This is a genomic window from Flagellimonas flava (assembly GCF_900129665.1).
Classification (GTDB): Bacteria; Bacteroidota; Bacteroidia; order Flavobacteriales; family Flavobacteriaceae; genus Flagellimonas; species Flagellimonas flava.
Window position 1 is genome coordinate 245,602 of sequence record NZ_FQWL01000002.1, and the last position, 23,989, is coordinate 269,590.

The following is a 23,989-nucleotide window of genomic DNA, read 5'->3' on the forward strand; positions in this document are numbered from 1 at the left end:
AAAAAGTGCCCGTTCCCTATCGGGTAGGAAAGGCCTACGAACAATCGAAATTAAGGTATACTAACCCCAATATCCCTCTTTTACAAGTATGACTAGCACCAATATCGCCGCGGCACAAAGAATTCCAAGCGACCCGTAGAGTTGATTTTTTACATTTTCCATGTCTTGAGGCTGATTTTCAACAAGATAAGAAATTTGTGGCAGTATTCACTATTGTAGGGAAAATCTATCCTACAGGAGTTTATTTTCCACTTGGGCCAGTAGTTTCACCCATTACCTACCAACTTTTTTACTGAGGTAAAATAGCATATCCGTTGACGGTGCTTTGGTCAAACCTAATTGATGGCCAAGCGTTACCAGCTGACCACGATGGTAGGTACTATGGTTCATGCAGTGTTGAATAAGTTCATGCCCCGCAAAACTTCCCTTTAGGTACTTGGAATCAATCTCCAGTAGCTCATTAAAATGAGACTGGCCTTCTGCATAGGAAACAAATGCGGTTGATTGTGCAAGAAGATTGGCATAACTATCCTGAATGGATTCCGGTTTCGGATTTTGGTTTGGGATTCCTGTCAGAATGCCAAGGTACACGGCTTCACCTTCAAAAATATGGTCAACCGTTTTGATTATACTGGGGAAACTTGATCGACTTTCCTTTGTGATCAATGTTTCGTCATTGTCGTTCAACCAAGCAACCACCCGTTTGTTAGCCCAGAGATTAAATTTTACCTGCTCAATGATTTGTTTGTTGGCTTCCATTGGGAGTATATTTTGGGAATCATTATCAACTCGGCAACATAAATTTATGATTTCTGTCCTGTCTCATAACAATAGTCAGGTTTGAGATCTTAAAATCACAGTCCAAGCTCGTCCATTTTTTCCTTTTCATATTTGCTGTCCTCGGCAGGGTACCTAAGCTGGTTTTCGAACTTTCCGGATTGTTTGGCCAAGGACCAAATCAAGCTTTCTCCTGCAAAATCAGAATCTGGAATTTGTTGAAAAATGGAATCTTTAAAGGCGGTGTCAGCATCCATCAACTTCCAGCCTTTTGCCTTAAATTCCGAAATAAGATCTCCTAGAAATAGGGCGGAGGTAAGATTGTGATGGAGCAAAAGAGTGTGGTTAATATGTCTCCCCTTCCGTTCCAAGGACAATTTTTCATAGTATTCAGCTCGTTCGAGAATATGTTGCAAATAAAAATCCCTAAACACATCCATCTGGGCATTGGAAATACCCACTTCCTTAATTCTTTTAATCAAACGATGGTTCACGTACCAATCAGAAGCATCAATGGTGACATAACCATTGGAATAATTATGTTCTCCCATAATGGCTCTAATGCTATCTACCTTGCTCGGATTTTGCCCCTCCTTTAGATAGGGGAATCGGAAAAGCTTGACACTATTGGTAAATTTTGAGATCGCCGAATCCGTGCGCAACAGTTCCCTTTCAAAATCCTTGGCACTGTTAGCTTCAGCATTAAAATTGGGATGGGTAAAGGTATGATTGGCAATCAGATGGCCCTTATCGTCCCAACTTTTTAAGAGTCTTTGCCCCTTTTCATCCAACTTGTTGCTGCCTGTTACAAAAAATGCAGCCCTAAGGCCCTCTTTTTCAAGATGCGACAAAATCATTTGGTTCCATTCCTCAAAAGGGAAGCCGACCAAATCTGACGTAATACCGTCATCAAACGTAAAGCTTACCGTTGGCATGTTTACCCTCTCGTCTTCTAAGACAGGGATTTCTCTTTTTTCCGATGATTGATTTTTGCATGCAAGCAGCAAAGCAAAAAACAAATAAGTTCCTGTACGAAGCAATTTCATGAGGGCTAAGTCAATGCTAATGTCCGATTAAATATACACTAATTATGGTCCAAGAAGCGTGTGAATATCGCTATAAAACTCAAGGGCATTCTCCACCATGTGCCAATGGCCCATTCCTTTGTACATCTTGTTGGGAAGTTCATGTTTTTCGATAAACTCTTGAGTCTCCAATGGAGTATCCCGATTTCCCCAAATGTAGATTTTATTACAGGTCAAATCCTTGAACTCAAATCCACATCGGTTGTCCCTTGTATATTCTTGGCTGGTTTCGCTCCAGTTAAGCATACCCTTAGGGTTAGCCAACATAAAACTGCTGTAATATCGCTTGTACCGGGCCTCCAATATGGCCTTCTCAAAGATTTCCCGACCAAAGGACTCCATGAAGTGATTAGTGGATTTGAATTTCAAGGGTTTACTCGAAAAATAGCCATCAGCCTCCGTTAGATTGCCTTCAATATTAAAAAAATAGTTTATGCTATCCTTTAAGTTGCGACAAACCCATGTGCCAATAAGGCTTCCCAAAGAATGGGAAATCACATTCACTTTTTGCTGATTTACGGTTTCCTCCGCAATTACCTTGGAGAGTATTTCGGCATGTTGATAAATAGAGGGGTATTCCTTTTGCAAAGGACTAGCGCCAAAACCTGGCATATCAACAACATAGATATTGAAATCATTACAAAGTCGGGACTCAAAAATTTCTCTGTATGCAAGGCCTGAATCCGCAAAACCATGTATACACCAAATGGATTGCTTTGAGAAATCAATTTGGTTATGCCTAATAAAAAGGTTATGTAGCACCTTTATTTTCATATCACTGTTTTAATCCCAAAAAGTAGATGTTTTCTTGAGAGGTTGATTTTTGCAACCTGCCAGAAGGATCAGGGTCAAAAAGCTAACTTTCAATACGGTCATATTGTCTCAAGGTCTTTAATGTCCATAAGGTTTGAATGCCGGCCCACTCCAATTTTGTTCCTTCGCTGATACCATACCAGGTGTCCCATCTTCCATCTTCTTTTTGACGACCAATAAGTTCTTCAAGGTCATCGTTGATAATTTCATTGGAAAAAATGGGAGCTAACACGCCTTCGGGAGTGGGGGCATAATACAAACTATGGGGCTTTCCGTAAAGTCCCCAGCCCTCATCCGATTTGTCTTTGCAAAGTACTCCATCCGCCAGTATCCATTTTTTTAGATCGGCCAGCGCTTTTTCGGCCTTGGACCTACTCTGGGTGTATTTTAGGAACAGCAACCGTCTTGGTACACAGAGGTGGCAAAAAACGTGTTTTTCCTGCAGGCGTTCCATTTCGGACCAAACAAATTGTTCTGCGGCTTTCATCCAAGGAATATTGATTTTGTATTTCTCCAAAAGCCCCAATAAAGGAGCTGTGGTGCTCAACGCTGCCCATTCTTTTATGGTTTTAAAATGTCCTTCACAAGGGTAATCACTTTTTGGTCGGAACATCCAAGGAATGCCACCTTTATCTGTTGTGATGCTTTCAAAATAGGGCATAAAATCGCTTAGAATTAAATCAGCATTGAGATAGCCCACCTCATCCAAGGTTTCCAAGGCCATGATGCTAAAAAGAGGTTGACTTTCCGGGGAGGCGGTATCGGGTTCCATACCATGGCCAAAGCCACCATCCGGATTTCTGTAGGCGTAAACCGCATGAAAAACTCCCTCCGGACCACCATTACCAAAATAAAATTCGAACAAGCGCCTTTCTATCATTCTGGCATTGACCAAGATGAAGTCCCGTGCCTTCCCAAAGTTCTCTTTTGTAAGTTTCATTTTTCAGTGTTGATTTTATTCTCAAGAACTACGTTGCCTCAAGTTTTGTCAAGTCAAAATTCCGATGGAGTAATAATCAATCCAATTTTTCAGGGCCTTCGGTATCATTGGTAATCCTCCAACGTTCGTTTTGTATAGATCTATAGATAACTTCAAAATACAGTCCCTCTTCCAATAGCTGCCTTAAGCTATTTCGCAATAGCAGATAATCCTTTTTAGAATTTTTTACCTCCAAAATCCTATAGGAAGTGTTCACGGGGATGGCCATCCCTCTATCCAAGGTAGAATGGGAGATGGCCCTGATACTGTCCATAGCGGGCATCCTATTTTTTAGCACATCGTACACCTCATTGTTAAAATCCGTCAAATCAAAGACCTTGCCCTTGTGCATGATGGCCACTCGTTCTATAATGGCCGGGCCTACGCCATAGTTTTCGAGGGAAAGGACATAACTGTTTCCGGCGGCGTTATCGGAAGTAGAAAGTGACAAATATGGCAAGATGGACAAGTAATTTTGCCGACTCATCAAATTGGTCTGATAAATGAAAATAATCAGGGTTATGAAGCTAATGACCATAGCGGTCATGCTAAGAATACGCTCCGAGTTCCATTTTAATTTTAAGGCCATACCAAGGGTGAAAATTTGGTTTTTACGTTATCATCTAGGAACCTTGAAAATAAGATAAAAAGTCCACCCTTCCGGTGGCAATGTCTTTTTTATTGGTAGTTTTAGTCCATGCCATTTTTTATGAAAACCCTATTACTGTCATTTCTCCTGCTTTGGACATCTACTGGATTCGCCCAGGAGAAACCTTCGTTTGAAAGCCGCAGCGGTAAGGACTCCTTAAATGGAAGGCATTTTGGGGATTATGTAAGGCCCAAGGATGGGATTGTTTTACCTGCTCAGCTCGCTGAAAACTATGTGATTCCAACCTTCAAAAAATGTAGTAAAGCAGTTGGCAGGGATGCCCAAAGAAAATGTTTTGGAGAAATATTTTACGGAAACATTCGGAAAAAGTTGCTATTGCCCACCGATGGTGTGCCCGGCACCGAGGTCACTTTGGAGGTCAAGCTGGTTTTTCAGAAAAATGGAGAGGTTGGCCAAATAGAATTTCTATACTCTGATGACCCAACGGGAAGTTTGGAAAAAGCCGTTGTGAAGATGCTTCATAAGCTTCCGAAGTTCGCACCAGGAACCAAGGACGGAACCCCTGTGGACTATCCGTTTAGCTTCCCACTTAAGATTACCTATTAGAAATTGCTTATACGCACAGAAATGAACTACAGACTTTTACAGAGCCAGTACGTCAATGTAATTCCGAACATCAAAATAGACAATTACCAGTGCTTTGCTTTTAATAAAAGGTTTGTCATCTTAGGTTGGGTTTTAGGTTGTTAAATAGACTCAACCATCTTACAAAAAGAAAATGTAACCATAAATCCGCTATGAGCAGCGAACTTTTAGTTTTTGGTTATCTCTTCCACAGTTTTTTTGGCTGACCGTGCAGCGGTATGAACGGAAACCCATTCCTCCCCATCCGTATAGGCCCCTCCGGCGAAATACAGTTTATCATCAACCGACCTCCCCAAGGTCCGCACCACTTTCCAATCCGCATGATCGGTCATATAGCCCCCTTTTATAAATGGTTCCTGATTCCAATTTTGGGTAAGATGTTTGATATAATTTGGTGTTGCCTGATTTTCATAAATGCCGTCCAATTCAGTTAAAATATACTCTTTCAACTCATCGCCCGAACGTGAAATAAAGTCTTGCGCAGGTGTGCCCACTACAAACAAACCCAGGATGTTCTTATCCGTGTCCTGCCCATAAGCGGCATCGTAATATATTTTTTCACCATCGTGTTTTGAATTCACGTTGAACACATATTGCTCATCGTAAAATTTGTTTGAAAACTCAAAGAAAGCCTTAAAACCTTCCCAAACTCGGGAGCCATTAATCGCTTTCAATTTGTCTTTTGGGAGGCTTGGAGTAAAGCTGATATCTCGGTCTTGAAGAATTTTCAATGGAACGGACAGCACCACCTTGTCCGCCAAATGTCGACCATTTTGGGTATTAACCACGATTTGGTCACCTGAATAATCGATGGATTTTACTATAGTGTCAAAAGAAATTTTATGAGAAATGTGAGGAACTATATACTCCTCAAAGAAGTTGTACCAAGAAGAGTTTACGAATTTACGGTCTGGCGCGTCTTTGACCGTTTTCACCGCGACTTTTACCGAAGCATCATTCACAATTTCTTTAAAAATACCCGGATTGGTCTCCAACCATTCTGCTCCCAAAGGAATGGGGAAATCGGTAAATTCCGTACTTATCCGCATTCTACCCCCATAATTTAGAGATGCTTCCAAAATTTCAAAGTCCACTCCTTGTTGTCGTAAAAAATATCCCGCGGATAGTCCTCCCGCACCAGCACCAATGACTACGACCTTACCTTTGAAGGGTTTTCTGGCCACCGACCCATGGCTCATCAATGAAAATTGAAATGGACACCCAATTCCAAAAACTCCGCAAATCTTCATAAATTCTGCTCTTGTCATCCCTAACTATTTCCTGAAAGGAGGAGGGGTTTAAAAAGTTGTTACTGTTAATTCTGAAAAAATGCAAGGTGTCATTTTAATGTACTTTGGACATTCCTCAATCCAGAGTGCTCCACACTTTTTCTATCAACGCCTTAGTTAGGCGTATGCCCTCATGTTCTGGTCCATCCCCCTCGTATTCTATGCCAATATACCCATCATATCCGGCATCCTTGACCATTTTTAGCATCTTGTAATAATCTATGGAAGCATGTTGGCCCTGGTCATCAAAATTGTAGGATTTGGCACTGACCCCTTTTGCAAACGGTAAGAACTCCGATACGCCTTGGTAGATATCATAGGCCTTTTCGCAATCTCCTTGGGTGCTTCCCCATTTTGCGGAACGGCACCAATTCCCAAAGTCGGGTAAAGTGCCCACATTTGGGGTATCCACCTCTTGAATTATTTGGGTCACCAATTTTGCATCAGAACTGTAGAGGCCATGATTTTCTATGATGATATTGATATTTTCCTTGGCAGCGTAGTCGGCCAATCGACCCATACCATCCACCATGGCCGACTTAAAGGTATTTCTATCGCTGGCACCAAATGCATTCACCCTAATGGAGTGGCATCCCAAGATTTTTGCTGCATTCACCCATTTATAGTGGTTCTCAACGGCCTTTATTCTTTCCTTGTCATTGGCCGCCCCAAGATCGCCCTCTTCATCTACCATGATCAGTAGACTTTGCACCCCTGCCCTGTCCGCACGCTCTTTCATGTTGGTCCAAAATCGCTCGTCATTCCCGGATTTTTTATAAAAACCGTTTACGTACTCCACCGCATTTATACCAAAGGTGTCGTTTGAAATAGAGGCAAAGTCAACGGCGTTAAGATTCCCATTTTCAAATTGACGATGCAGGGACCACTGCGCCAATGATAGTTTTAAATCACTTGACATAATATTATTTTCTTCCTTCATTGTAGTACGCCCATAAGTTATCAAGGGAGCAGCCGATAATGCAAAGCCGCCCCACGCAAATCTCTCCAGAAAAATTCTTCTTTTCATATTGTTCTGTTTTTACACTATACATTCAGGTCTAACGCCCCTGGCAGTTGACCTCCTCAAGTTAAGCAAAGTATGCATGGCTTACCAAAAGAAGAGCAAATACCTAGAAGAGCGAAATGATTTTAAGGTAGCGGGAGCCACCTAGTTTCCCTTTCCATCTATTCTTCTTTGTGATCAAATTCTGATTTCAGTTTGGCCTCTGTTCTGTAAATACTGAAAAAGGCCCATGCCAGGGCACTTAATATCACTATTACAATACTCAATCCGATATGTTGCTGATCGATCAAAAACCCAAGTATTGAGGTCAGAAATGGGATCAATGAATATTTCATCATGTTTTCAGCTCCAATTTTTTGGGCAAAATCCCATTTTTCTTGGTTCTCCATGGAGCGTTTTGTCCGATACCCGTACCACCAATTGATCTTTTTCGGTGGATTTCTTTTAAAGATCAGTCCCCCGATGAATGTCATTGCCCCGGCCAGGATGCTTGGCAGTAGTATTAATGCATTGATGGTCATTAGCGGAAAATGTTTTTCAATCGACTCATTGCTATAAAGATACTCGTTTAAAAAGCACCTACTGCGCTTGTACCTAGCAAAGCACGGCAACCTTGTTCTTGTGGACCAAAAATGTCAGTTCGAGTGGTTTCCGAAGGAAATTGTATCGAGAACCGTCATTTCATCTTGTAGGAACAAGCCCTTGCGTCGGTAATGATGAAAGTCATTAAAATTCATCGTCATATATACTAAGTTTACCGCGGAGTAACCCATAAAAACTAAACACATGTGGACCTATGTTTTAGCTTGGTTTCCCATGGTGCTTATTGCAATTGCCAACGGTTTGTTCAGGGAGAAAGTTTTGGCAGACCGTTTCGGTGAGCTTCTTGCCCATCAGTTATCCACCGCTACCATGATGCTCTTATTGGGGGGCTATATTTGGGCATTGTTTAGGATATGGCCGCCAACATCTGCCGATCAGACCCTATGGATTGGGTTACTGTGGTTAGTGCTTACCATAGCGTTTGAGTTTTTATTTGGACATTATGTGGCAGGACACCCTTGGGAAAAACTGCTCCATGACTATAACATTCTCCAAGGACGGGTTTGGGTCTTTGTACTTGTTTGGATAGCTGTTGCGCCCTATGCCGTTTATCAATTACAGAAGTAGTAACGCTCACAATTTATAGACCACCTCCAGTTCCGCCACTAAAGGACGGTGATCGGATACCACCGGCTCTTCCAGTAGGGTCAAGTTTTTCCTCCTGATTTTCACATTATCAGTATTCCGAAAAATAACATGGTCTATTTCGGCCCTGTCCCCATCCTGAAAGCTTAGATTGTCTGTTCCTTTCTTTACAAATTCAAACCCTTGCTCATAAAAATAGCTCATGGTAGGTGAATCGGGCGTGCAATTAAAGTCACCGGTTATTATCATGGCCTTGTCCATGGTATCCAAATATTGCAACAATGTTTTCGCCTGATTCAACCGACTGGTCACTCCCTCCGCAGTTCCAAGCCAATCAAAATGCACATTTACGAACACAATGGCACAACCTTGGGCTATTTGCACTTCATGGACTATAGAGGAACGGGGCTCATCTATCCCATCGGGCAGTTGTACCACTTTGGTAGAGATCAACGGCTTTGCCGTTAAGGTGGCCATGCCGTACTCACCTCCTTGAAAGTCCATAAACCGACCAAATGTTCCTTGCATGTTCACTTCCTGGGCCAGATAATTAATTTGCCCCACACTATCTGAGCGCGAACAATAATTATCAATTTCCTGTAATCCGCATAGATCCGGAGCCTGTGCTTTTATGATCTCTGCAGCACGCGATAGATCTAGCACATTGTCCATTCCCACTCCGTGTCTTATGTTATACGACATAATTTTTAAGTTGGCGGTTTGGTTGCGCTCACATGCGCAAAAAATGAATACACTGAGGCACAATAATGCTAGCATTGAATTTTTCATGGTCTATTTTGGTGTTTTGGTTATTGGTTATTGGTTTTTAACTACCTCGGCTATGATTTCCAAGCGTTGCAACTAGTTATCAAGGTTGTTATTGGTTGTATTTTTATTCAAATAATCTCCCTACAACGGTCTTAGCCATTTTATACTTGTCGTCCAAAGGTTGTTTTGTAACAAAACGATGGCAATCTTCGGGTTTAGTGGCAAACTCTTTCAGGTCATTCAAGGTACTGTCCACTTTTTCTTTCCATTCCAAATAGGCCCCTGGACGATTATTGATGTATACATCTTTAGTATAAGAATCCACCATTTCTGTCCTTAGTTTTTGAGCATCATTCTCTATGGTTTTTAACCATATCGATAAAGTTCCGTAGGCGTCCGCCCTCTCTAGCATTAAACCCAATTCCTTACGGATATATCTTGCCGATAATTCGTACATGTCAAAAACCACCTGTTGTTTTTCAATTCCTAGACTGTCAGTCCGAACGATATAAGACGTGGAGAACTCAAAAGCTGGTGCAACATAAACTTTCTCTCTTAATCTGCCTCGTTGTTTTTTCTTTTTTGGAATGTCCAGCACTGCAAAGACCCCAAGTGATGCAACAGTACAAAGTCCAACCGTATCACAATATCTTATAGCGTTCTGTATTTTGGTCGCATCTGCCTTAAAATCGGTCTGTTTTAGTTTTTTGTCAGGTTGCCAAAAAATATGTGTTTCACTTTCTGTCAGCAAGTTACCTTGTCCAAAACCAAACGTTCCAACCAATAGGGTCAATACTACTACTAATGATTCTTTCATATGTGCCACTCGTTTACACCTACAATTTAATCAAAGTAAGCCTAGCAGACCACAAGATACACTTGCACTGAGCCTGCCGAAGTGATCTTGTGGCAGCCATAGAAATACATTTATTCCTAATTTGGCCCATATGAAAAACCGCTTTGTCCTTCTTGCTCTTTTTTTCGGTATGGCAATGTGTACTGCCCAATCCGATGTTGTGGTATTAAATGATTCAGAAACCTATAAAAATCTAAAGGGCATACTCGCCTCCATGGCAAAATCTGCCACTCCTACTGACCTTTCTTTGTCCGAAATTGCCCAAGTCAACGCTCTAATGGAAGAAAGTATCCAGAATTATAACAGGGCGTTAAAAGAAGGCACAAAAAGAAAACAATCAAAATTGTATCGGATAATGGCATTAAAAAAATATAAACTTCAGATGGTGCCTTATTTAAACGAAAAAGGGGAAAAAGAAATCTGGATCAACGGATTCTGCGATGATATGGGAGCCAACTGGCGCAAAGAGATTGTTTTTGTTTTTGATGGGGGCAATTGCTTCTTTTCTTTACGGTTGAATCTTGAAAAACAGGAATGTATTGCCATTGGGGTAAATGGCTATTCTTGAGCCCTTTGCTACCGTCAGTTTCCAACTGGTGGTCTTGACCAACAATTACCAAAACCCATAAAGTTCCTAAATTTCAACATCCAGGGCCTTAACAGTATCAAGGTTTACTTGGCAAACCACAAGACACGCTTGCACTAAGCCTGCCGAAGTGATCTTGCGGGAGCAGGGGTTCAGAGTAGTACCTAAACCGCTATTTGTTATATACATGGTTGGCAACAGTTTTTAAATCTGTTCAATTCTTTGGTAGATTTCCTTTTTAGAGTTTGCAAATATCTCTCCACCAAATTCTTCATTATCCAATGAGATTATAGAAATGTCTCTTATTCCCATAATCCCAAAAACGAATTTCAAATAGGTGGTTTGGAAATTCATATGTTCGTTTTTCTCGTTTTCGCCATAACCTGTGTCACCACGACTTGAGAGAATGAACATTTTTTTGTTTTCAAGAATTCCAACATAATCTCCATCAGGTTCTCCTGAACGAAATTTCCAAGTCTCATTGATTCTCATAAGTTGGTCTATATAGGATTTTAGTCCGCTCGGAATTGACCAATTGTACATTGGCGTTCCCAAAACATAAACAGTATGTTCCTTGAATTCTTTAACCAATTCATTGCTGAACGCAACCCCTGACTGGTTTTCTTCCGTTCTGTTTTCTGGTTTCACAAATGCACTGGCAATCCATTCTTCATTTATGGGTGGGATTTGTTCTAATCCAACTTCTCGATATGTGAAAGTATCGTTTGGATTTTTCTTTTTCCAGTTATCCTCAAAAAGTTGTGTTAGTTTTCGGCTGTGCGATTTTTCATTTCTTACACTTGCGTTGATAATTAATACCTTGTTCATATTCTTCAATTTAGATTATGAAGCAAAGTTCTGCATAGGGAAAGTGAAAAAAATTGATGTAGTTTAAGACGCTTCTATTTTTTTGCGGATTCTGCTCAAAAACTCGGCAGTGATCCCCAAATACGAAGCAATGAGATAGTTTGGTACTTTTTCGGCAATTTTTGGGTAGTTTTCCAAAAAGTCCAAGTACCGTTGTTCTGCGTCAAGAACGTTATTTAAGATTATTCTGCGTTGTAAACTGCCGATATAATTTTCAAGGATGATTCTAAAAAAGCGTTCAAGTTTTGGAATTTGCTCTAACATTTTTTGAAAAGAGTCGTAGCGGATTTGTAGTAGCGTGGTCTTTTCAATGGCTTGAATGTTGTAAATTGAAGGTTTCTGTTTTTGAAAACTCTCAATATCTGTTGCCCACCAATTTTCGATGGCAAAATATAAGATTTCTTCCTTTCCAGTTTCGGGATTTATGTAAAATGCTTTCAGTGTACCTTCAACAACAAAATTATCCGTTCTACAAGTTTCACCGTTTCTTAAAAGATAATCTCCTTTTTCAAGGGTTTTCTCCATCCAAAACGTTTCGATTAAATTATCTTCTTCGGAATCTAATTTAATATGTTTTGAAATTGATTGGATTAGTTGCTCTTTCATTCAAAGTGTTGCCAACGTCTGTCTAAAGATACCTTATTTAAAAAGCCACAAGATACACTTGCACTGAGCCTGCCGAAGTCATCTTGCGGAAGCGGGGGAATTATAGCCAATGTTAGCCGCTGGTTTTATTTTTTCTAAATATTCCTACTATTAGATTAATTAGGTACATCAATTGTCCAAAAAGAATTAAAAAAATTGTCAAGATCAATATCAAATTTTGTCTCGCAATTTGGTCGAAAACCGGAAACGCGGATTCTGCTGTCGAGTCAAATAATAGATAGGGGATTCCGAATATTGCTATCAGTCCACCGACTGTCAGGACGACATGAATCAGATTCAACCACTTTGATAATTTTCTGTTCGCTTTTTGCATAATCCAATATCCAATTCCAATTATTCCAAAAAGTATTGAAATCAGTATTGCTAAATGCAAATAAGCAATTACGAAGTAAGTATCGTGAACATTAATGTCCAAAACCGAATCTCCACTCAAAATTCCGATCAGCATTATTATCGGAATCGAGAGTAAGAAAATCAGATGTGGTTTTTCAATTAGTTTGTTCATTCAAATTAATGGCAACATTCGTATAAAGATACCTCATTTAAAAAACCACAAGATCCACCTGCGCCGAGCATGCCGAAGTGATCTTGCGGGAGCGGGGAATTATCGCCATTGTTAGCTACTGTTTTTATAATTTATTTTGTTGTCCTTAAGTATTTTTAAAATGCGAGTTTTCGTATTCGAAATGTTCTTAGTTGTTATGCCCTGAAACACCAAAAGGTAAAAGAGTCCAAATAGAGGCATTAATAGGATTTCCCATTGAAATTTATCAGAATTACCAAAAGTATAAATTCCAATTATGACAAAGGTGAGAAGGATAAATCCAATCGCTCCGCCAGTATGGATTTTATAGGTCAATCCATTAACCCTTTTCAATTCCAGTTTACAAAGTTGTTGGTCGGTGCTAATGTTAACTGCAGATAAATTCACTTTGGTCATATGTCCAGCATTGGGGTCCATATTCCAAAAAACTAGATTTGGAGTTATGTCTAGTCCTCCATTTTCAGAAATTTCTCCAGCCAGATTGTACCTTCTTTTCTTTATTGCTGAACTAACAAGGTCGTAAACTGCATTCATGTCCTCTTCAACAATATAGGATTCAGATTTGGTCATTGAGATATTTAATCAAAATAATAGTTAACTTGTTTGTATACGTAACTTCTATGCTTTTATACTTCCAATTTGGTAGGCTATAAAGGACTTTTTAAACGTAGAGTGACGTTATTTATCAAAAGACAAAAGTTCGGATGTAGTCATATCAAAAGCGTCCGCGATTCTCTTCAACATGGAAATCTTCATTTCTTGTTTGCCCAACTCATATTTTCTAAGGTTCTGAGCATCAATTCCAGCTTTGAAAGCAATTTCTTCAATACTTACATCCTTTTCTAATCTTAAGGCTCTCAAGTGCTTTCCAAATTCAATACAAAATGTTGGAATTTCCTTTTTTCGTTCACGCTTTGACATAGCTCAAAGTTGCAAACAAGAAGTGTTACTCAACCAATTGTTTACAATAGGTTACTTACAACCTTTTTTATATCTTTGTCCCATCAGCCCTAATCTAATAATCAAAAAAGCTATCCAACAATCCAAATCACAATAACCTACTATGCCTGCCCATTTGCTCCGTACCCTAAACACCTTTTTGGCCCAAAGCCTATACCCTGGCCTAGAGCTTTGCTTTGCCACCCACCATACCGTTTCCCATGCCAACGGCCAACCCCTTAACCAGGTATTCAAGGGCCAAAGCCGTATCCGCCTTACCGCCGCCCCAGACCATGGCCTGCCCACCCTACAAGTACAGGACAATCTGGTGTTCGACTTTGCCTTCCAATTTCAACCGCCCACCACCCAAGAATACCACCAGGGCAGCATGTTGCACCTGCCCCGCCCCTTAGCTCAGGGCCTGTTCCAAATAGATGCGGACCAGCTCTTGCTATCCTTTAGGATAGACGCCCCCAACCCAGCTCATCGGGTACAGGTGGTACAGACCTATTACGGGGAATTCCAGACCAACTATAGCCATGAGTTGATGCAACCGCAGTAGGGCCAAGCCCCTTTATTGTATATTTGCAGTAAACGATACGTATGCGCATCCGGGCAGAGATCACCAGCAAGTACATTAACGATACCGACCGCCGAGTGGCCCTCGTGGCCAATGCACTGGCCCACCCGTTGCGCATGGCACTGGTGCGCTACCTCAGCACCAAAAACTGTGGCGAGGGCGTGGACAATGTTACCTGCAACAAAGACCTGGTACAACTTTTTGATTATTCCCAGAGCACCATTTCCCAACACGTAAAGATTCTTAAGGAAGCCGGACTTTTTATCACCGAAAACAAGGACAAGTTTACCTTTTACACCCTCAACAAACCGCTTTTGGAGGAATTCCGCGATGCCCTAAAGCTGTAACGCCCAACTATTAATTTGCTGTTAAATCCCATTTTGGTTTCTTCGTTTTAATTAAATTCGTTTATCGCCTATTAACGATGTATAACTAAAAACCTATTCCATGATTCAAAAAACGACTCTCTTTTTGGCCTTGTTGGGCCTCACCCTTAGCTGGGGGCAAATTGCCCCATTGGAGCCTGCAAAGGCCCACTACAAAACCTTGCAACAACTGAGCGCCGAGCCCAACCCGGAACGGGCCCAATTGGACGAGATCAGCTTTCCGGCCTCGGAGTATAGCAGCGGAAGCCTCATTTACACCATGGCCGCCCCAGCCTACCTCTCGCCCCAGCAGGTAGATCAACTAAAACAAAGTGTGCAGTACCCGGCAAACAGCTCGGACCAGACCCGCGCAGAACTGGACTTTCTGTTGGACTGGCAAAAAAAACGCACCAAGGCCCAGGTGGACCGCTCTGTAAATTTCTTGGCGCCCATTGGGTACTGGCCCCATGCGGCAGTGCTTAAAAACCATGAGCGCTACGCGGAAAACATGCGCCACCTTTTTTATGAGGGCCGTACCGTAATGGGGGACCAATGCACCCCGGAAAATTATCCCCATACCGCCAAACTGTTACAGGGCGTTACCAAGGACATGCGGATCATGGAGTTTACCGTAAAATACCATCTGCGTCGCGCCCGTCCCTACCATCTGGAGTCGCACTTGCAGCCCTTGGCACGTATGCGGACACCCTCTTTTGCCAGCGGGCATACCCTGTGGGCCTATATACAGGCTTTTGCGTGGAGCGAACTGATTCCCACCAAACGTGCCGAATTTTTGGCGCTGGCCTACGAAGTGGGTGAATCGCGGGAGATCATGGGCATCCATTACCCCAGTGATGAGGAAGCCGCCCGGGTATTGGCCCACCGGATGCTCACCGCCATGTGGGACAACCCCAATTTTAGGGAAGACCTGGCCAAGGCCAAGGCCGAGTGGCAATAGCCTTTAGGGGAATTTTAAACCGAAGACAGCCAGATAATAACGCTTTGCCTCATGGTCCCCTCGGGGGAGGTAGAGCGTTCGGGTTTCCGGGAGGTACTGCAGGTCGCCCAAATAATCCCCGCCCTGGGAGAGTAGACTTGATTTTCCGGCCGTATCTAAATGCCATAGACCCGTGCCTTCCACCGTGCTGATGAGAAAACCTCCTTGCCCATCGGGCCAAAGACCATCCACATCTTTAATGGGAGGGTCCGTTGGCAGGTTTCGAATGGTTTTGGTTTGGATATCGATGCCAGAAAGTTGGGTACCGCCCACAATGACCTCTTCCTTGGTGGCAAGAATGCCATTCGCCCATTGGAGTTGTTCCGCATCTTGTATCCATGTCTTGAGGGAATCCCCTTCCACCTTAAATACCGAATGGATAAAGGAAGCAGTGACATAGACTTCGCCCCCCGGGTTAATGGCCACATCGTTCAATCCCGAATTCTTGATGGGTTCCGGATAGCTTTTGACCACTTCCCTTGTTGAAATATCAATAACCTTGAGTGCGTTTACATCGGCCACCCAAAGTCGATTGTTGTGGATGGCCATTCCGGTGGGCCGGCTTAAGCTGTCCACCCATTTCAGCTGTTCCAGTTTGCCATTTTTATGGAATTTGGAGATAAAACCCTCCGTTCCCGGTGCAAATTGTTTTCCATTGGAGACATAAAGGCAGTGGTTCTGGGCGTCAAAAACCACGCTTTCCGGACTGGAAAGTCCAAGCCCCCCGCCCCACTTTTCCATTTGCGAAATTTCGGGGGCTGTTGATTTTTCTTGGCCACAGCCCACAAAAATGATTAGGAGCGTCAAGCCGTTTAGTATTTTATGTGTCAGTGGCATAGCTTATTTTTTTGATGCACTTAAAATTAACATAAGCTTATAAATCCTGCATGGGAATTAACATTATTTTCGTTTATAAGCAATAAACGATTTAACTATGTGTTCCAACCTAAAACTCCTGCTTGCGGGCAGTTCCATAGGATTCCTGCTTGGCTGCTCACAAAAGCCGGAAACCGCAAAACCAACACAATCCCTTCCCATTTTTGAAGAAATTACCGAAGGTAGGATCGCCACCGATGGCGGACTTTCCCGAGGAGTGGCCTGGGGCGATTATGACGGCGATGGCGACCCGGACCTTTACGTGGCCAACTCCAGCGGACAATGGAACGCCCTGTACCGAAACAATGGGGACGGCAGCTTTAAAAAAATGACCGAAGGTGGTTTTGACGTCAAGGTGTTTTCCGAACTGGTTAGGCATGGCGGCAGTGCACAGGGGGCCAATTGGGTGGACTATGACAATGATGGGGATTTGGACCTGTATGTGGTGGGTCGGGACGATGAACCCAACTTTCTGTTTAACAATGTGGACAATTTGGGTTTTACCCGCATCACCGAACATCCTCTGACCGAGGAGGGAATTAGGGCATCCATGGCGTGTTGGGCAGATATTGAGGGTGACGGGGATTTAGATGTCTTTGTGGTGGCCTCTGGAAAAGGGCCCAACCGGGTCTACAGAAATCTAGGCGATGGAGATTTTGAGTTTATGGAGGGTCATTTGCTATCCGAAGGTACGGGTCGTGCGCGCGCCTGCGCCTGCGGGGACGCCAACGGGGATGCCTTACCTGAGTTTTACGTGGCCAATGCCCAAGCCGCCAATGATTATTACAAGAACTTGGGAAGCTGGGAATTCCAAAAGGTGGAAAAAGGGCATTTGGTGCAAGATGTGGGTTACTCCTACGGGGTTTCTTGGGCCGATTATGATGACGATGGGGACCTCGACCTTTTTCTGGCCAATTTTGACAAAAAGAACTTTCTTTATAACAACGATGGTTCCGGAAATCTAAGTCCAGTGATGGAAGGGCCGGTATCTCAACAAACCGGGGGAGCCTCCAAAGGCCATACTTGGGGGGATTATGATAATGATGGGGACTTGGACCTCTATGTGGCCAATGGCACCTACAGGCCGGAAATGTTCAATTTCTTCTACTTGAACAAAGGCGATGGCAGCTTTGAGCAGGATTTTAGCGGACATCTATTGCAACATGCGGACACTTCCGCTGGTGCCGCCCATGCGGATTTTGATCGTGACGGGGATTTGGACATTTTTGTCGCGAACTGGGGGAGCAGTGATCAAGTAAACCGATTCTATAAAAACACCACGACGGGGCAAAGCTGGGTCAGCCTACGGTTGCGGGGAACTACATCCAACTCTTTTGGTATTGGGGCCAAAGTAAGTCTCTTTTCCAACGGCGAGGTCCAGTACCGATGGATGTATCCGGTAACAGGTTATGCAAGTCAAAACGATTATGAGCTTCATTTTGGTTTGGGTGAAAACGGGAAAATCGATTCACTGAAAATTGCCTGGCCCTCCGGAAATATGGACCTGCACTCAAATCCGACCCCAAATTTGCACTACACCGCCACGGAAGAGGGAGAACTGATGACAAAAAGTTAGGGACAAGTACTTTATTTGATTCATCAGGAAAAAACAATTAACATCTTGTATATCAACACTATAACTCTCCATGATTTGACCTTATCCCACTAACATAGATCATAATAATTTCATAAATATGAAAATCCGATAGTCCTATAGGCAGAAAATATCAAACTAACGCTTATATTTAGCCAGTCTAGACTAATTTTAAATAAAAATGACCGAAGATTTATTAGAAAAAGCAAAAGAGTTTGTAGGCAGAACTTTGAGTCATATGTCCACTAGTGACAGGGTTGCAGCTTCAAGAGAGGCTAAAGCGCTTATACTTTCCATCAACGAAATTTATAAAGAGACCAAGGACCCCAACTTAATGGATGTCATGAAAGAGATCACCGAAAAGAAGCGTAAAATTGAAAAGCGCTTGAAAGGTACTCCACTGGTATAATTGATAAGAGTCACTCTAAAGTGATTCGTGCTTTCTTTTTGATTTGTACAAAGTGCCTCCTACAACTAGGGCCGCTGAAATAATCATTATATTTTTTATGATATACTGCCCTTCCAGGGTGGGAAGCATGTAATTTCCGTGCTGAAAGGTCACCTCGGGCAAAAAGACCAATGGCATAAACGTGCCCACCATCTGAAGCAGCAAAAGGGCAATGGCAATCTTGGTGGTCTTCCGGAACAAAAAAGTAATTCCGATAACCACCTCCCACCAGCCTATCACCACCAACCATGTGTCCGGTTCACCAAAGGGCAACCATGCCACCGTGGCCTTCAATAATCCTGTCGCGGCCGAAAGTCCAAAAGGTTTTAGAATGCCAAACCAAAAAAAGATAATGGCAAAGGAGATGCGCGCTGCGGGAACACCCCATTTTCTCATTTTACCCGATATGACCTGGTCGATGCCCATACTTTTCATTCGTTCTTATTAGTGGCACAAAATAACTGGTCAACAGCTTCAAAACCAAGGAAAAACAAAAATTTACTTTTCACCTTTCCTTTCTGTTTGTAGGAATCCTACAAGCCCGTTTTCACTCCATTTACCATTTACAAAGTAATTTTTACCAATTATGTCCAATTTGCTCCCACCAATAAAGTTGCCCATTTTTAAGGCTCTCTTTATCTGTATTTTCGAAGAAGTAAATGAAAACCACCACCAGAAAACAAACAATATCGAGATGGACACTGTAGGAGAAAAAATGGGATACATATTCTGGTATTTTGTGCTAGCCTGCTCAGTGTGTTCGCTGATCAGCAGCCTCTACCAGTACATGAACTAAAAAAGGCCTCCGAATTGGAGGCCTTTTTTAGTTTAAGGAATTGCTTTATCCCTTTATTTCAAGAATTTGACGTATCATCTGATTGGTAAATCCCCATTCGTTATCGTACCAGGTCATCACCTTTAACAGGTCGCCATCCACAACACGTGTCATGGCCAAATCCACGGTAGAAGCGTAGGGGCTTTGGATAATGTCCGAGCTTACAATAGGTTCGTCCGTGGTATCCAAAACATCTGCATAACGATCCGTTTGTGCCTCTTCCATTAAAATCTGGTTGACCTCTTCCGCGGTTACAGCCCGTTCCGTAACAAAGGTCAAATCGGAAATGGACCCAACAGGCACCGGAACACGGATGGCTACCCCGTCAAACTTACCGGCATATTCGGGCAGTGCCTTCGTAGTGGCAATAGCCGCTCCCGTTGTTGTGGGAATAAGGTTCTGGGCACCTGCCCTTCCCATCCTAAAATTCTTTCCTGAGGGTGCATCCACAATTCCCTGTGATGCGGTATAGGCATGCACGGTGGTCATAATCGCTTTTTTGATTCCGATTCTACGTCCTAATACCTCAACCACCGGACTGATGTTATTAGTGGTACAGCTAGCACAGGAGAACACACTGGTTTCTCCAGCTTCAGAATTTACGCCGTGCACTACGGTAGGGGTATCCACACTTTTTGTAGGGGCAGAAATAATTACCGTTTTGGCACCCGCCTTTAAATGACGTTCTGCATCTTCACCTGTAGTGAAGACCCCGGTGCTTTCAATCACCAAATCCACACCATGTTCTCCCCAAGGCAGTTCTTCCGGGGTTCTGATAGAGGAATAATTAATTTTCTTTCCATCCACAATCAGGGCTCCCTCTTCATGTGAAACTTCTTTGTCATAAATTCCATAGACCGTATCGTACTTCAACAGATACGCTGTATTTTCTATGGAAACAATATCGTTCACGGCCACAACCTCCAAACCGGGCGTGTCGTTGATCACCTTCAATGCGGCTCGGCCAATACGGCCCATTCCGTTGATTCCTATTTTCATTTTTTCTGTTCTTAAGTTATTACTTGTTTACGCTTGCTTAGTCTGAAAAAGACCTCTTAAATTACAAATTGGGGTCGCTGATAAGAATCCCCAAATACGATAACTAGATCCCTGGAAGAGCGGGTCTTAAATAGCTTCAATTTTGGGCCACATCCCTTCTTTTTTGTCGTGCAGTTTTTCCATATTTCCTAGGAACCCGCTCAACAGGGCAATGGCCTCATTAATATATGGGCCCTTGTTCAACATAACGCACTCCGCTTTTAGGGATGAGGCAATGTCAGTTATCTCAGAACGGGAGGGCAGTCCTTTCTTAGCTAGTCCTTCCAACACTTGGGTCGCCCATATTACCGGCACATGGGCTGCACTGCAAAGCGATAGGATTTCCTCCTGCACCTTGGCCATGTTTTTCCATCCTACTTCCAAGGCCAAGTCTCCCCTAGCAATCATCACCCCAACATATTTGGTCTTCATGGCCTCCAATAAGATACTGACCAAATTCCTGTAGGCAAAACGGGTCTCAATTTTTAGAATGACACTGACCTTGTCCCTCACTCCCAATTCTTCCAGAGCGTCTACCAACTCCTCCACATCTTTCCTGTGGTTGACAAAGGAGAAGTTGACCATATCCGCATGTTGGGCCACAAACTTTAAGTCCTCCCTGTCCTTTTGGGTAAGACCGGAAAGTCCCAAGTCCAAGGTGGGGAAATTTATCCCTTTTTCGGCCTTGAGTCGGGAACCGTTTTCCCTGGCTTTGACAATCTTCACCTTAAAATGGTCTTTATGGGCTTCCGTTATGGTTCCCTCTATCTTACCATCATCAAAAAGAATGGGTTCCCCCACCTTTGCCTTTTGTATAATACTTCCCGGTAGGCAGGCTATGCTAGCGGATTCCATTAGATTTCCATTTTCGTCAAACTCCGCTGGGCTTCCCAGTTTTTCATCGCCGGTAACTACTAGAATATCACCAGTATGGAGTTCAATGGCCTTTTCTACCATGGGAATTTCTCCGATGGCGATCTTTCCTTTTTGAGAAGCTTTGGGCACAAGCCATGAACCCGTTCCCAAATAGACTGTTTTTTGGCAATGCATTAGCACCTTGTTTTCGCCAACTTGATACACAACAAGCTTACGGGTCTTACCCCTGGTATCTTGAACGGACAATTTGTCGCCGATTTCGAGTTGCGCCAACCAGTCTCCCGGCACCGGAATGGCCCCTGAAAGAGGAACATTACCATTATCCGGAACCAACCATATATGGGCCGGAGCTTCCACAACACCCAATGCGTTTCGTTTAGGGCGAAACTTTTGCACCCGAGGTCCTTTACCTAAAGAACCCGTCCTAATTTTTGGTCCCGCCAAATCCATGGCAATCGCAACGGAGGTGTTACATTCCTCAGCTGCCCTCCGGACATGTTCCACGATGGCTTTCCAAACCTCCGGATGATCATGAGCGCAGTTGATTCGGGCGCAATCCATCCCGTTTTTGACCATTTCCAAAACCAATGGATAGTTTTGCGCAGCTTCCGTAGGCTGGGTCACCATAATTTTGACCCTTCTGCCGTTTCTTTTTTTTCCAAAAAGCTTAGCTGTGTTTTTCCGAAGATATTTTTTACCTGCACCTATTGGTAACGCATCGTAAGGTTCGACTTCATCTGCCCCGTTGTTCAACCTGTTTAGCAGTTCCATCGCGTTCTGCAAGCTTCCCATAATGTTTCCCTCTGCATTCGCAAACCTGCTTAATCCCAAACGTTTCAGCTTTTTCTGAATCCGGCGAAGATCTTGCCCTCTAAAGGCGCTATAGTGCAGTAAGTTTTTGGCACTTGCTTTATACGCAGCGCAAACCCCTGTCAACAACTTCGCCTTTTTTTCTTCTTGGGTATGAATGTTTTCGATGATGGTCCCTATCTGATCAGCGATTTCGGAAAGTTGTTCTTGATCTAGATTCATATGAAGGGGTTTATCGTAACAAAAGTTCCACTAAAATGATCAAAAAAGGCTGATTTAAATCACAACTGGGAAATTTAATGGATTCTTAACCTACCAAGTGGACTCCATTCCTGAAACGGATACCTCCATCCCTTTTTCAGCATCCCTATTTGTAATCAAAAGCTGGTTATAGGGTTCAGATGGAAAAAGCTGGTCCGTCATGGCGCAAAGTCCTCCGTCCACAAAAACCTCTATGGAAGACCAATCCATATAAATGACAAGTTCGTATGGACCGTCATCAAGAAATTCAATTGGAGCATGGTGTTTTTTGTTTCCAAACTCGGCCTGAAAATCCACCTTCCCCGAGTTCATTCGATCTAAAAAGAGTGACCCACTTTGCCCATCCATGACCACATCCACGGTTTCACCAAGATCATTGGTCATGCTTAGGGTAAAATCCTTGGAGGCGGTCATAAACTGGATTCTGGATTGGTTCAATCCTTCTATTTTTATGTTTTCAGAGGAACCTGGTTCTATCTTAGTAGTGCTAATCAAGGCCTCACTGGCCAATTCTTCCACCTGGAGTAATGGATAGTTCAGCAACCTGTAATCTTCACCAACCTTTCGCAGGGAAAGTTTTCTGGGCAAGGTCATGGCACTTCGCCAAACCTCAGTTGGGGTATCCCTGGCATAATCCCAATTGCTCATCCAACCGATAAAAATCCTGTCACCATTGGGTACATTGTTATAGGTGACCCCGGCATAATTATCTGCGCCATAGTCTAGCCATTTGGCCTCTTCTTGGTCCGAAATGAATCGTGTGCCGTCAAAGTCTCCTATGAAATATTGGGTGCCACTTCCACCATTAGGTGCTCCCGGATTTATGCTAATGATCAACACCCATTTTTGTTCTTCAGTGCCCTCCACCTGAAGTGGAAAGAGATCTGGACATTCCCAAACGCCACCATGGGCACCTTGGTTTTTTCCAAAATCACTTAAATGGACCCAGTCCTTTAAATCATTTGAACGGTACAACTTGGCGTGGTCGCCCGCCACTAAGACCATAATCCAACTTTTGGATGCCTCGTGCCAAAACACCTTGGGGTCCCTAAAATCTTTTATGCCAGAGTTTCCAATGACTGGGTTCCCCTCATATTTGGTCCAGGACTCTCCATTGTCCAAACTATAGGCAATGCCTTGGGTTTGAAAATCGGTCCTTCCTTCCCTTTCCCCTTCCATAAGATGGTAGGTGAACACGGCCACCAAAGGTATCTCTCCGTTTTGGGCAAAGCCAGAAGTGTTCTCCTTGTCCACAACGGCACTTCCGGAAAAAATCAACCCATGTTCATCTGGGTATAGCGCAATGGGCTTATGCTTCCAATGCACCATATCCTTGCTCACTGCATGTCCCCAATGCATAGGGCCCCAGACAATGTCCTCGGGATAATATTGATAAAATAGATGATATACACCATCATTATAGACCAAGCCATTGGGGTCGTTCATCCACATTTCCGAAGGTGAAAAATGGAATTGGGGCCTATACGTCTCCGTATAAATTTCTTGCTCAACTTTTGCAGTTACTTCTTTATCCTCTCCCTTATTTCTACATGAAACAAAAACCATAGGCAGCATTAAACAAATGAAAATTTTGCGCATCGTTATAACAACTTAATTGAACTATCAAGATAATCATATTTATGGCACAAACGGACAATGCGCTATCTTTGGCT

At 43.0% G+C, this 23,989-nt stretch carries 28 protein-coding genes; 8 read left to right on the top strand and 20 right to left on the bottom strand.

Going from position 1 to position 23,989, the window contains the following annotated elements; all coding sequences use genetic code 11:
* Positions 1-273 precede the first annotated feature (273 nt).
* The 5 genes from BUC10_RS06900 to BUC10_RS06920 all read right to left on the bottom strand — a co-directional run bounded on the left by BUC10_RS06900 (position 274) and on the right by BUC10_RS06920 (position 4,243).
* On the bottom strand, positions 274-759 hold the full coding sequence (locus tag BUC10_RS06900; protein WP_073177720.1) for a DinB family protein: 486 nt from the start codon (positions 757-759) through the stop codon (positions 274-276).
* Positions 760-854: 95 nt separating this feature from the next.
* Positions 855-1,823, bottom strand: coding sequence for a polysaccharide deacetylase family protein (locus tag BUC10_RS06905; RefSeq protein WP_084732580.1), 969 nt, complete (start codon positions 1,821-1,823; stop codon positions 855-857).
* A gap of 42 nt (positions 1,824-1,865) precedes the next feature.
* The gene (locus tag BUC10_RS06910) at positions 1,866-2,636 is read right to left on the bottom strand and encodes an alpha/beta fold hydrolase (RefSeq protein WP_073177722.1); all 771 of its coding nucleotides are present in this window, start codon (positions 2,634-2,636) and stop codon (positions 1,866-1,868) included.
* An 82-nt stretch (positions 2,637-2,718) separates the two neighbouring features.
* Complete coding sequence (locus tag BUC10_RS06915; protein ID WP_073177725.1) at positions 2,719-3,615, bottom strand: hypothetical protein; 897 nt, start codon at positions 3,613-3,615, stop codon at positions 2,719-2,721.
* A gap of 76 nt (positions 3,616-3,691) precedes the next feature.
* The gene (locus BUC10_RS06920; protein ID WP_073177727.1) at positions 3,692-4,243 is read right to left on the bottom strand and encodes a hypothetical protein; all 552 of its coding nucleotides are present in this window, start codon (positions 4,241-4,243) and stop codon (positions 3,692-3,694) included.
* Positions 4,244-4,363: 120 nt separating this feature from the next.
* Here BUC10_RS06920 and BUC10_RS06925 point away from each other — a divergent pair, with 120 nt between their 5' ends.
* Positions 4,364-4,870: an energy transducer TonB gene (locus tag BUC10_RS06925; RefSeq protein ID WP_165614872.1), complete on the top strand. Its 507-nt coding sequence runs from the start codon at positions 4,364-4,366 to the stop codon at positions 4,868-4,870.
* A 206-nt stretch (positions 4,871-5,076) separates the two neighbouring features.
* Here BUC10_RS06925 and BUC10_RS06930 read toward each other — a convergent pair whose 3' ends face one another.
* The 3 genes from BUC10_RS06930 to BUC10_RS06940 all read right to left on the bottom strand — a co-directional run bounded on the left by BUC10_RS06930 (position 5,077) and on the right by BUC10_RS06940 (position 7,743).
* Complete coding sequence (locus BUC10_RS06930) at positions 5,077-6,177, bottom strand: flavin monoamine oxidase family protein (RefSeq protein ID WP_084732581.1); 1,101 nt, start codon at positions 6,175-6,177, stop codon at positions 5,077-5,079.
* A 97-nt stretch (positions 6,178-6,274) separates the two neighbouring features.
* Positions 6,275-7,225, bottom strand: a complete 951-nt coding sequence (locus tag BUC10_RS06935; RefSeq protein ID WP_073177732.1) for a sugar phosphate isomerase/epimerase family protein — start codon at positions 7,223-7,225, stop codon at positions 6,275-6,277.
* Positions 7,226-7,383: 158 nt separating this feature from the next.
* On the bottom strand, positions 7,384-7,743 hold the full coding sequence (locus BUC10_RS06940) for an SdpI family protein (RefSeq protein WP_084732582.1): 360 nt from the start codon (positions 7,741-7,743) through the stop codon (positions 7,384-7,386).
* Between the two features lie 265 nt (positions 7,744-8,008).
* Here BUC10_RS06940 and BUC10_RS06945 point away from each other — a divergent pair, with 265 nt between their 5' ends.
* Complete coding sequence (locus BUC10_RS06945; RefSeq protein WP_073177734.1) at positions 8,009-8,392, top strand: hypothetical protein; 384 nt, start codon at positions 8,009-8,011, stop codon at positions 8,390-8,392.
* Positions 8,393-8,398: 6 nt separating this feature from the next.
* Here the strand turns inward: BUC10_RS06945 and BUC10_RS06950 are convergent, their stop codons facing one another.
* Positions 8,399-9,112, bottom strand: a complete 714-nt coding sequence (locus tag BUC10_RS06950) for an endonuclease/exonuclease/phosphatase family protein (protein ID WP_073177737.1) — start codon at positions 9,110-9,112, stop codon at positions 8,399-8,401.
* A gap of 190 nt (positions 9,113-9,302) precedes the next feature.
* Entirely contained in the window at positions 9,303-9,995 is a 693-nt protein-coding gene (locus tag BUC10_RS06955) for a hypothetical protein (protein WP_073177739.1), read from the bottom strand.
* A gap of 130 nt (positions 9,996-10,125) precedes the next feature.
* Here BUC10_RS06955 and BUC10_RS06960 point away from each other — a divergent pair, with 130 nt between their 5' ends.
* Entirely contained in the window at positions 10,126-10,602 is a 477-nt protein-coding gene (locus BUC10_RS06960) for a hypothetical protein (protein WP_073177741.1), read from the top strand.
* A 222-nt stretch (positions 10,603-10,824) separates the two neighbouring features.
* Here BUC10_RS06960 and BUC10_RS06965 read toward each other — a convergent pair whose 3' ends face one another.
* The 5 genes from BUC10_RS06965 to BUC10_RS06985 form a co-directional block, all read right to left on the bottom strand.
* On the bottom strand, positions 10,825-11,448 hold the full coding sequence (locus tag BUC10_RS06965; RefSeq protein WP_073177743.1) for an FMN-dependent NADH-azoreductase: 624 nt from the start codon (positions 11,446-11,448) through the stop codon (positions 10,825-10,827).
* 63 nt (positions 11,449-11,511) lie between these two features.
* On the bottom strand, positions 11,512-12,012 hold the full coding sequence (locus BUC10_RS06970; protein WP_222843716.1) for a Crp/Fnr family transcriptional regulator: 501 nt from the start codon (positions 12,010-12,012) through the stop codon (positions 11,512-11,514).
* Between the two features lie 193 nt (positions 12,013-12,205).
* A complete protein-coding gene (locus BUC10_RS18060) occupies positions 12,206-12,658 on the bottom strand; it encodes a cbb3-type cytochrome c oxidase subunit I (RefSeq protein WP_073177747.1) in 453 nt (150 codons plus the stop codon).
* 111 nt (positions 12,659-12,769) lie between these two features.
* Positions 12,770-13,267 carry a hypothetical protein gene (locus BUC10_RS06980; RefSeq protein WP_073177749.1) on the bottom strand — a complete coding sequence of 166 codons (498 nt, stop codon included), beginning with the start codon at positions 13,265-13,267 and terminating at the stop codon, positions 12,770-12,772.
* Positions 13,268-13,375: 108 nt separating this feature from the next.
* Positions 13,376-13,618: a helix-turn-helix domain-containing protein gene (locus BUC10_RS06985; RefSeq protein WP_073177752.1), complete on the bottom strand. Its 243-nt coding sequence runs from the start codon at positions 13,616-13,618 to the stop codon at positions 13,376-13,378.
* A gap of 142 nt (positions 13,619-13,760) precedes the next feature.
* On the opposite strand from BUC10_RS06985, the gene BUC10_RS06990 reads away from it, so the two are divergent.
* The 3 genes from BUC10_RS06990 to BUC10_RS07000 all read left to right on the top strand — a co-directional run bounded on the left by BUC10_RS06990 (position 13,761) and on the right by BUC10_RS07000 (position 15,539).
* A complete protein-coding gene (locus BUC10_RS06990) occupies positions 13,761-14,198 on the top strand; it encodes a hypothetical protein (RefSeq protein ID WP_131819059.1) in 438 nt (145 codons plus the stop codon).
* Positions 14,199-14,239: 41 nt separating this feature from the next.
* On the top strand, positions 14,240-14,563 hold the full coding sequence (locus BUC10_RS06995; protein ID WP_073177756.1) for an ArsR/SmtB family transcription factor: 324 nt from the start codon (positions 14,240-14,242) through the stop codon (positions 14,561-14,563).
* Positions 14,564-14,663: 100 nt separating this feature from the next.
* The gene (locus BUC10_RS07000; protein WP_073177758.1) at positions 14,664-15,539 is read left to right on the top strand and encodes a phosphatase PAP2 family protein; all 876 of its coding nucleotides are present in this window, start codon (positions 14,664-14,666) and stop codon (positions 15,537-15,539) included.
* Positions 15,540-15,542: 3 nt separating this feature from the next.
* On the opposite strand, the gene BUC10_RS07005 is transcribed toward BUC10_RS07000, so the two are convergent.
* A complete protein-coding gene (locus BUC10_RS07005) occupies positions 15,543-16,415 on the bottom strand; it encodes an NHL repeat-containing protein (RefSeq protein WP_073177760.1) in 873 nt (290 codons plus the stop codon).
* A 97-nt stretch (positions 16,416-16,512) separates the two neighbouring features.
* Between BUC10_RS07005 and BUC10_RS07010 the strand changes: the two genes are divergently transcribed.
* Together BUC10_RS07010 and BUC10_RS07015 are read left to right on the top strand one after the other, a co-directional pair.
* On the top strand, positions 16,513-18,030 hold the full coding sequence (locus BUC10_RS07010) for a CRTAC1 family protein (RefSeq protein WP_073177762.1): 1,518 nt from the start codon (positions 16,513-16,515) through the stop codon (positions 18,028-18,030).
* A gap of 199 nt (positions 18,031-18,229) precedes the next feature.
* The gene (locus BUC10_RS07015; protein WP_073177765.1) at positions 18,230-18,457 is read left to right on the top strand and encodes a hypothetical protein; all 228 of its coding nucleotides are present in this window, start codon (positions 18,230-18,232) and stop codon (positions 18,455-18,457) included.
* Between the two features lie 15 nt (positions 18,458-18,472).
* On the opposite strand, the gene BUC10_RS07020 is transcribed toward BUC10_RS07015, so the two are convergent.
* From BUC10_RS07020 to BUC10_RS07035, 4 genes are all read right to left on the bottom strand, one after another.
* The gene (locus BUC10_RS07020; protein ID WP_073177767.1) at positions 18,473-18,931 is read right to left on the bottom strand and encodes a hypothetical protein; all 459 of its coding nucleotides are present in this window, start codon (positions 18,929-18,931) and stop codon (positions 18,473-18,475) included.
* A gap of 406 nt (positions 18,932-19,337) precedes the next feature.
* Complete coding sequence (gap, locus tag BUC10_RS07025) at positions 19,338-20,330, bottom strand: type I glyceraldehyde-3-phosphate dehydrogenase (protein WP_073177770.1); 993 nt, start codon at positions 20,328-20,330, stop codon at positions 19,338-19,340.
* A 126-nt stretch (positions 20,331-20,456) separates the two neighbouring features.
* Positions 20,457-22,277, bottom strand: coding sequence for a pyruvate kinase (locus BUC10_RS07030; protein WP_073177773.1), 1,821 nt, complete (start codon positions 22,275-22,277; stop codon positions 20,457-20,459).
* 90 nt (positions 22,278-22,367) lie between these two features.
* Positions 22,368-23,915, bottom strand: coding sequence for a glycoside hydrolase family 32 protein (locus tag BUC10_RS07035; protein ID WP_073177776.1), 1,548 nt, complete (start codon positions 23,913-23,915; stop codon positions 22,368-22,370).
* Positions 23,916-23,989: the final 74 nt, after the last annotated feature.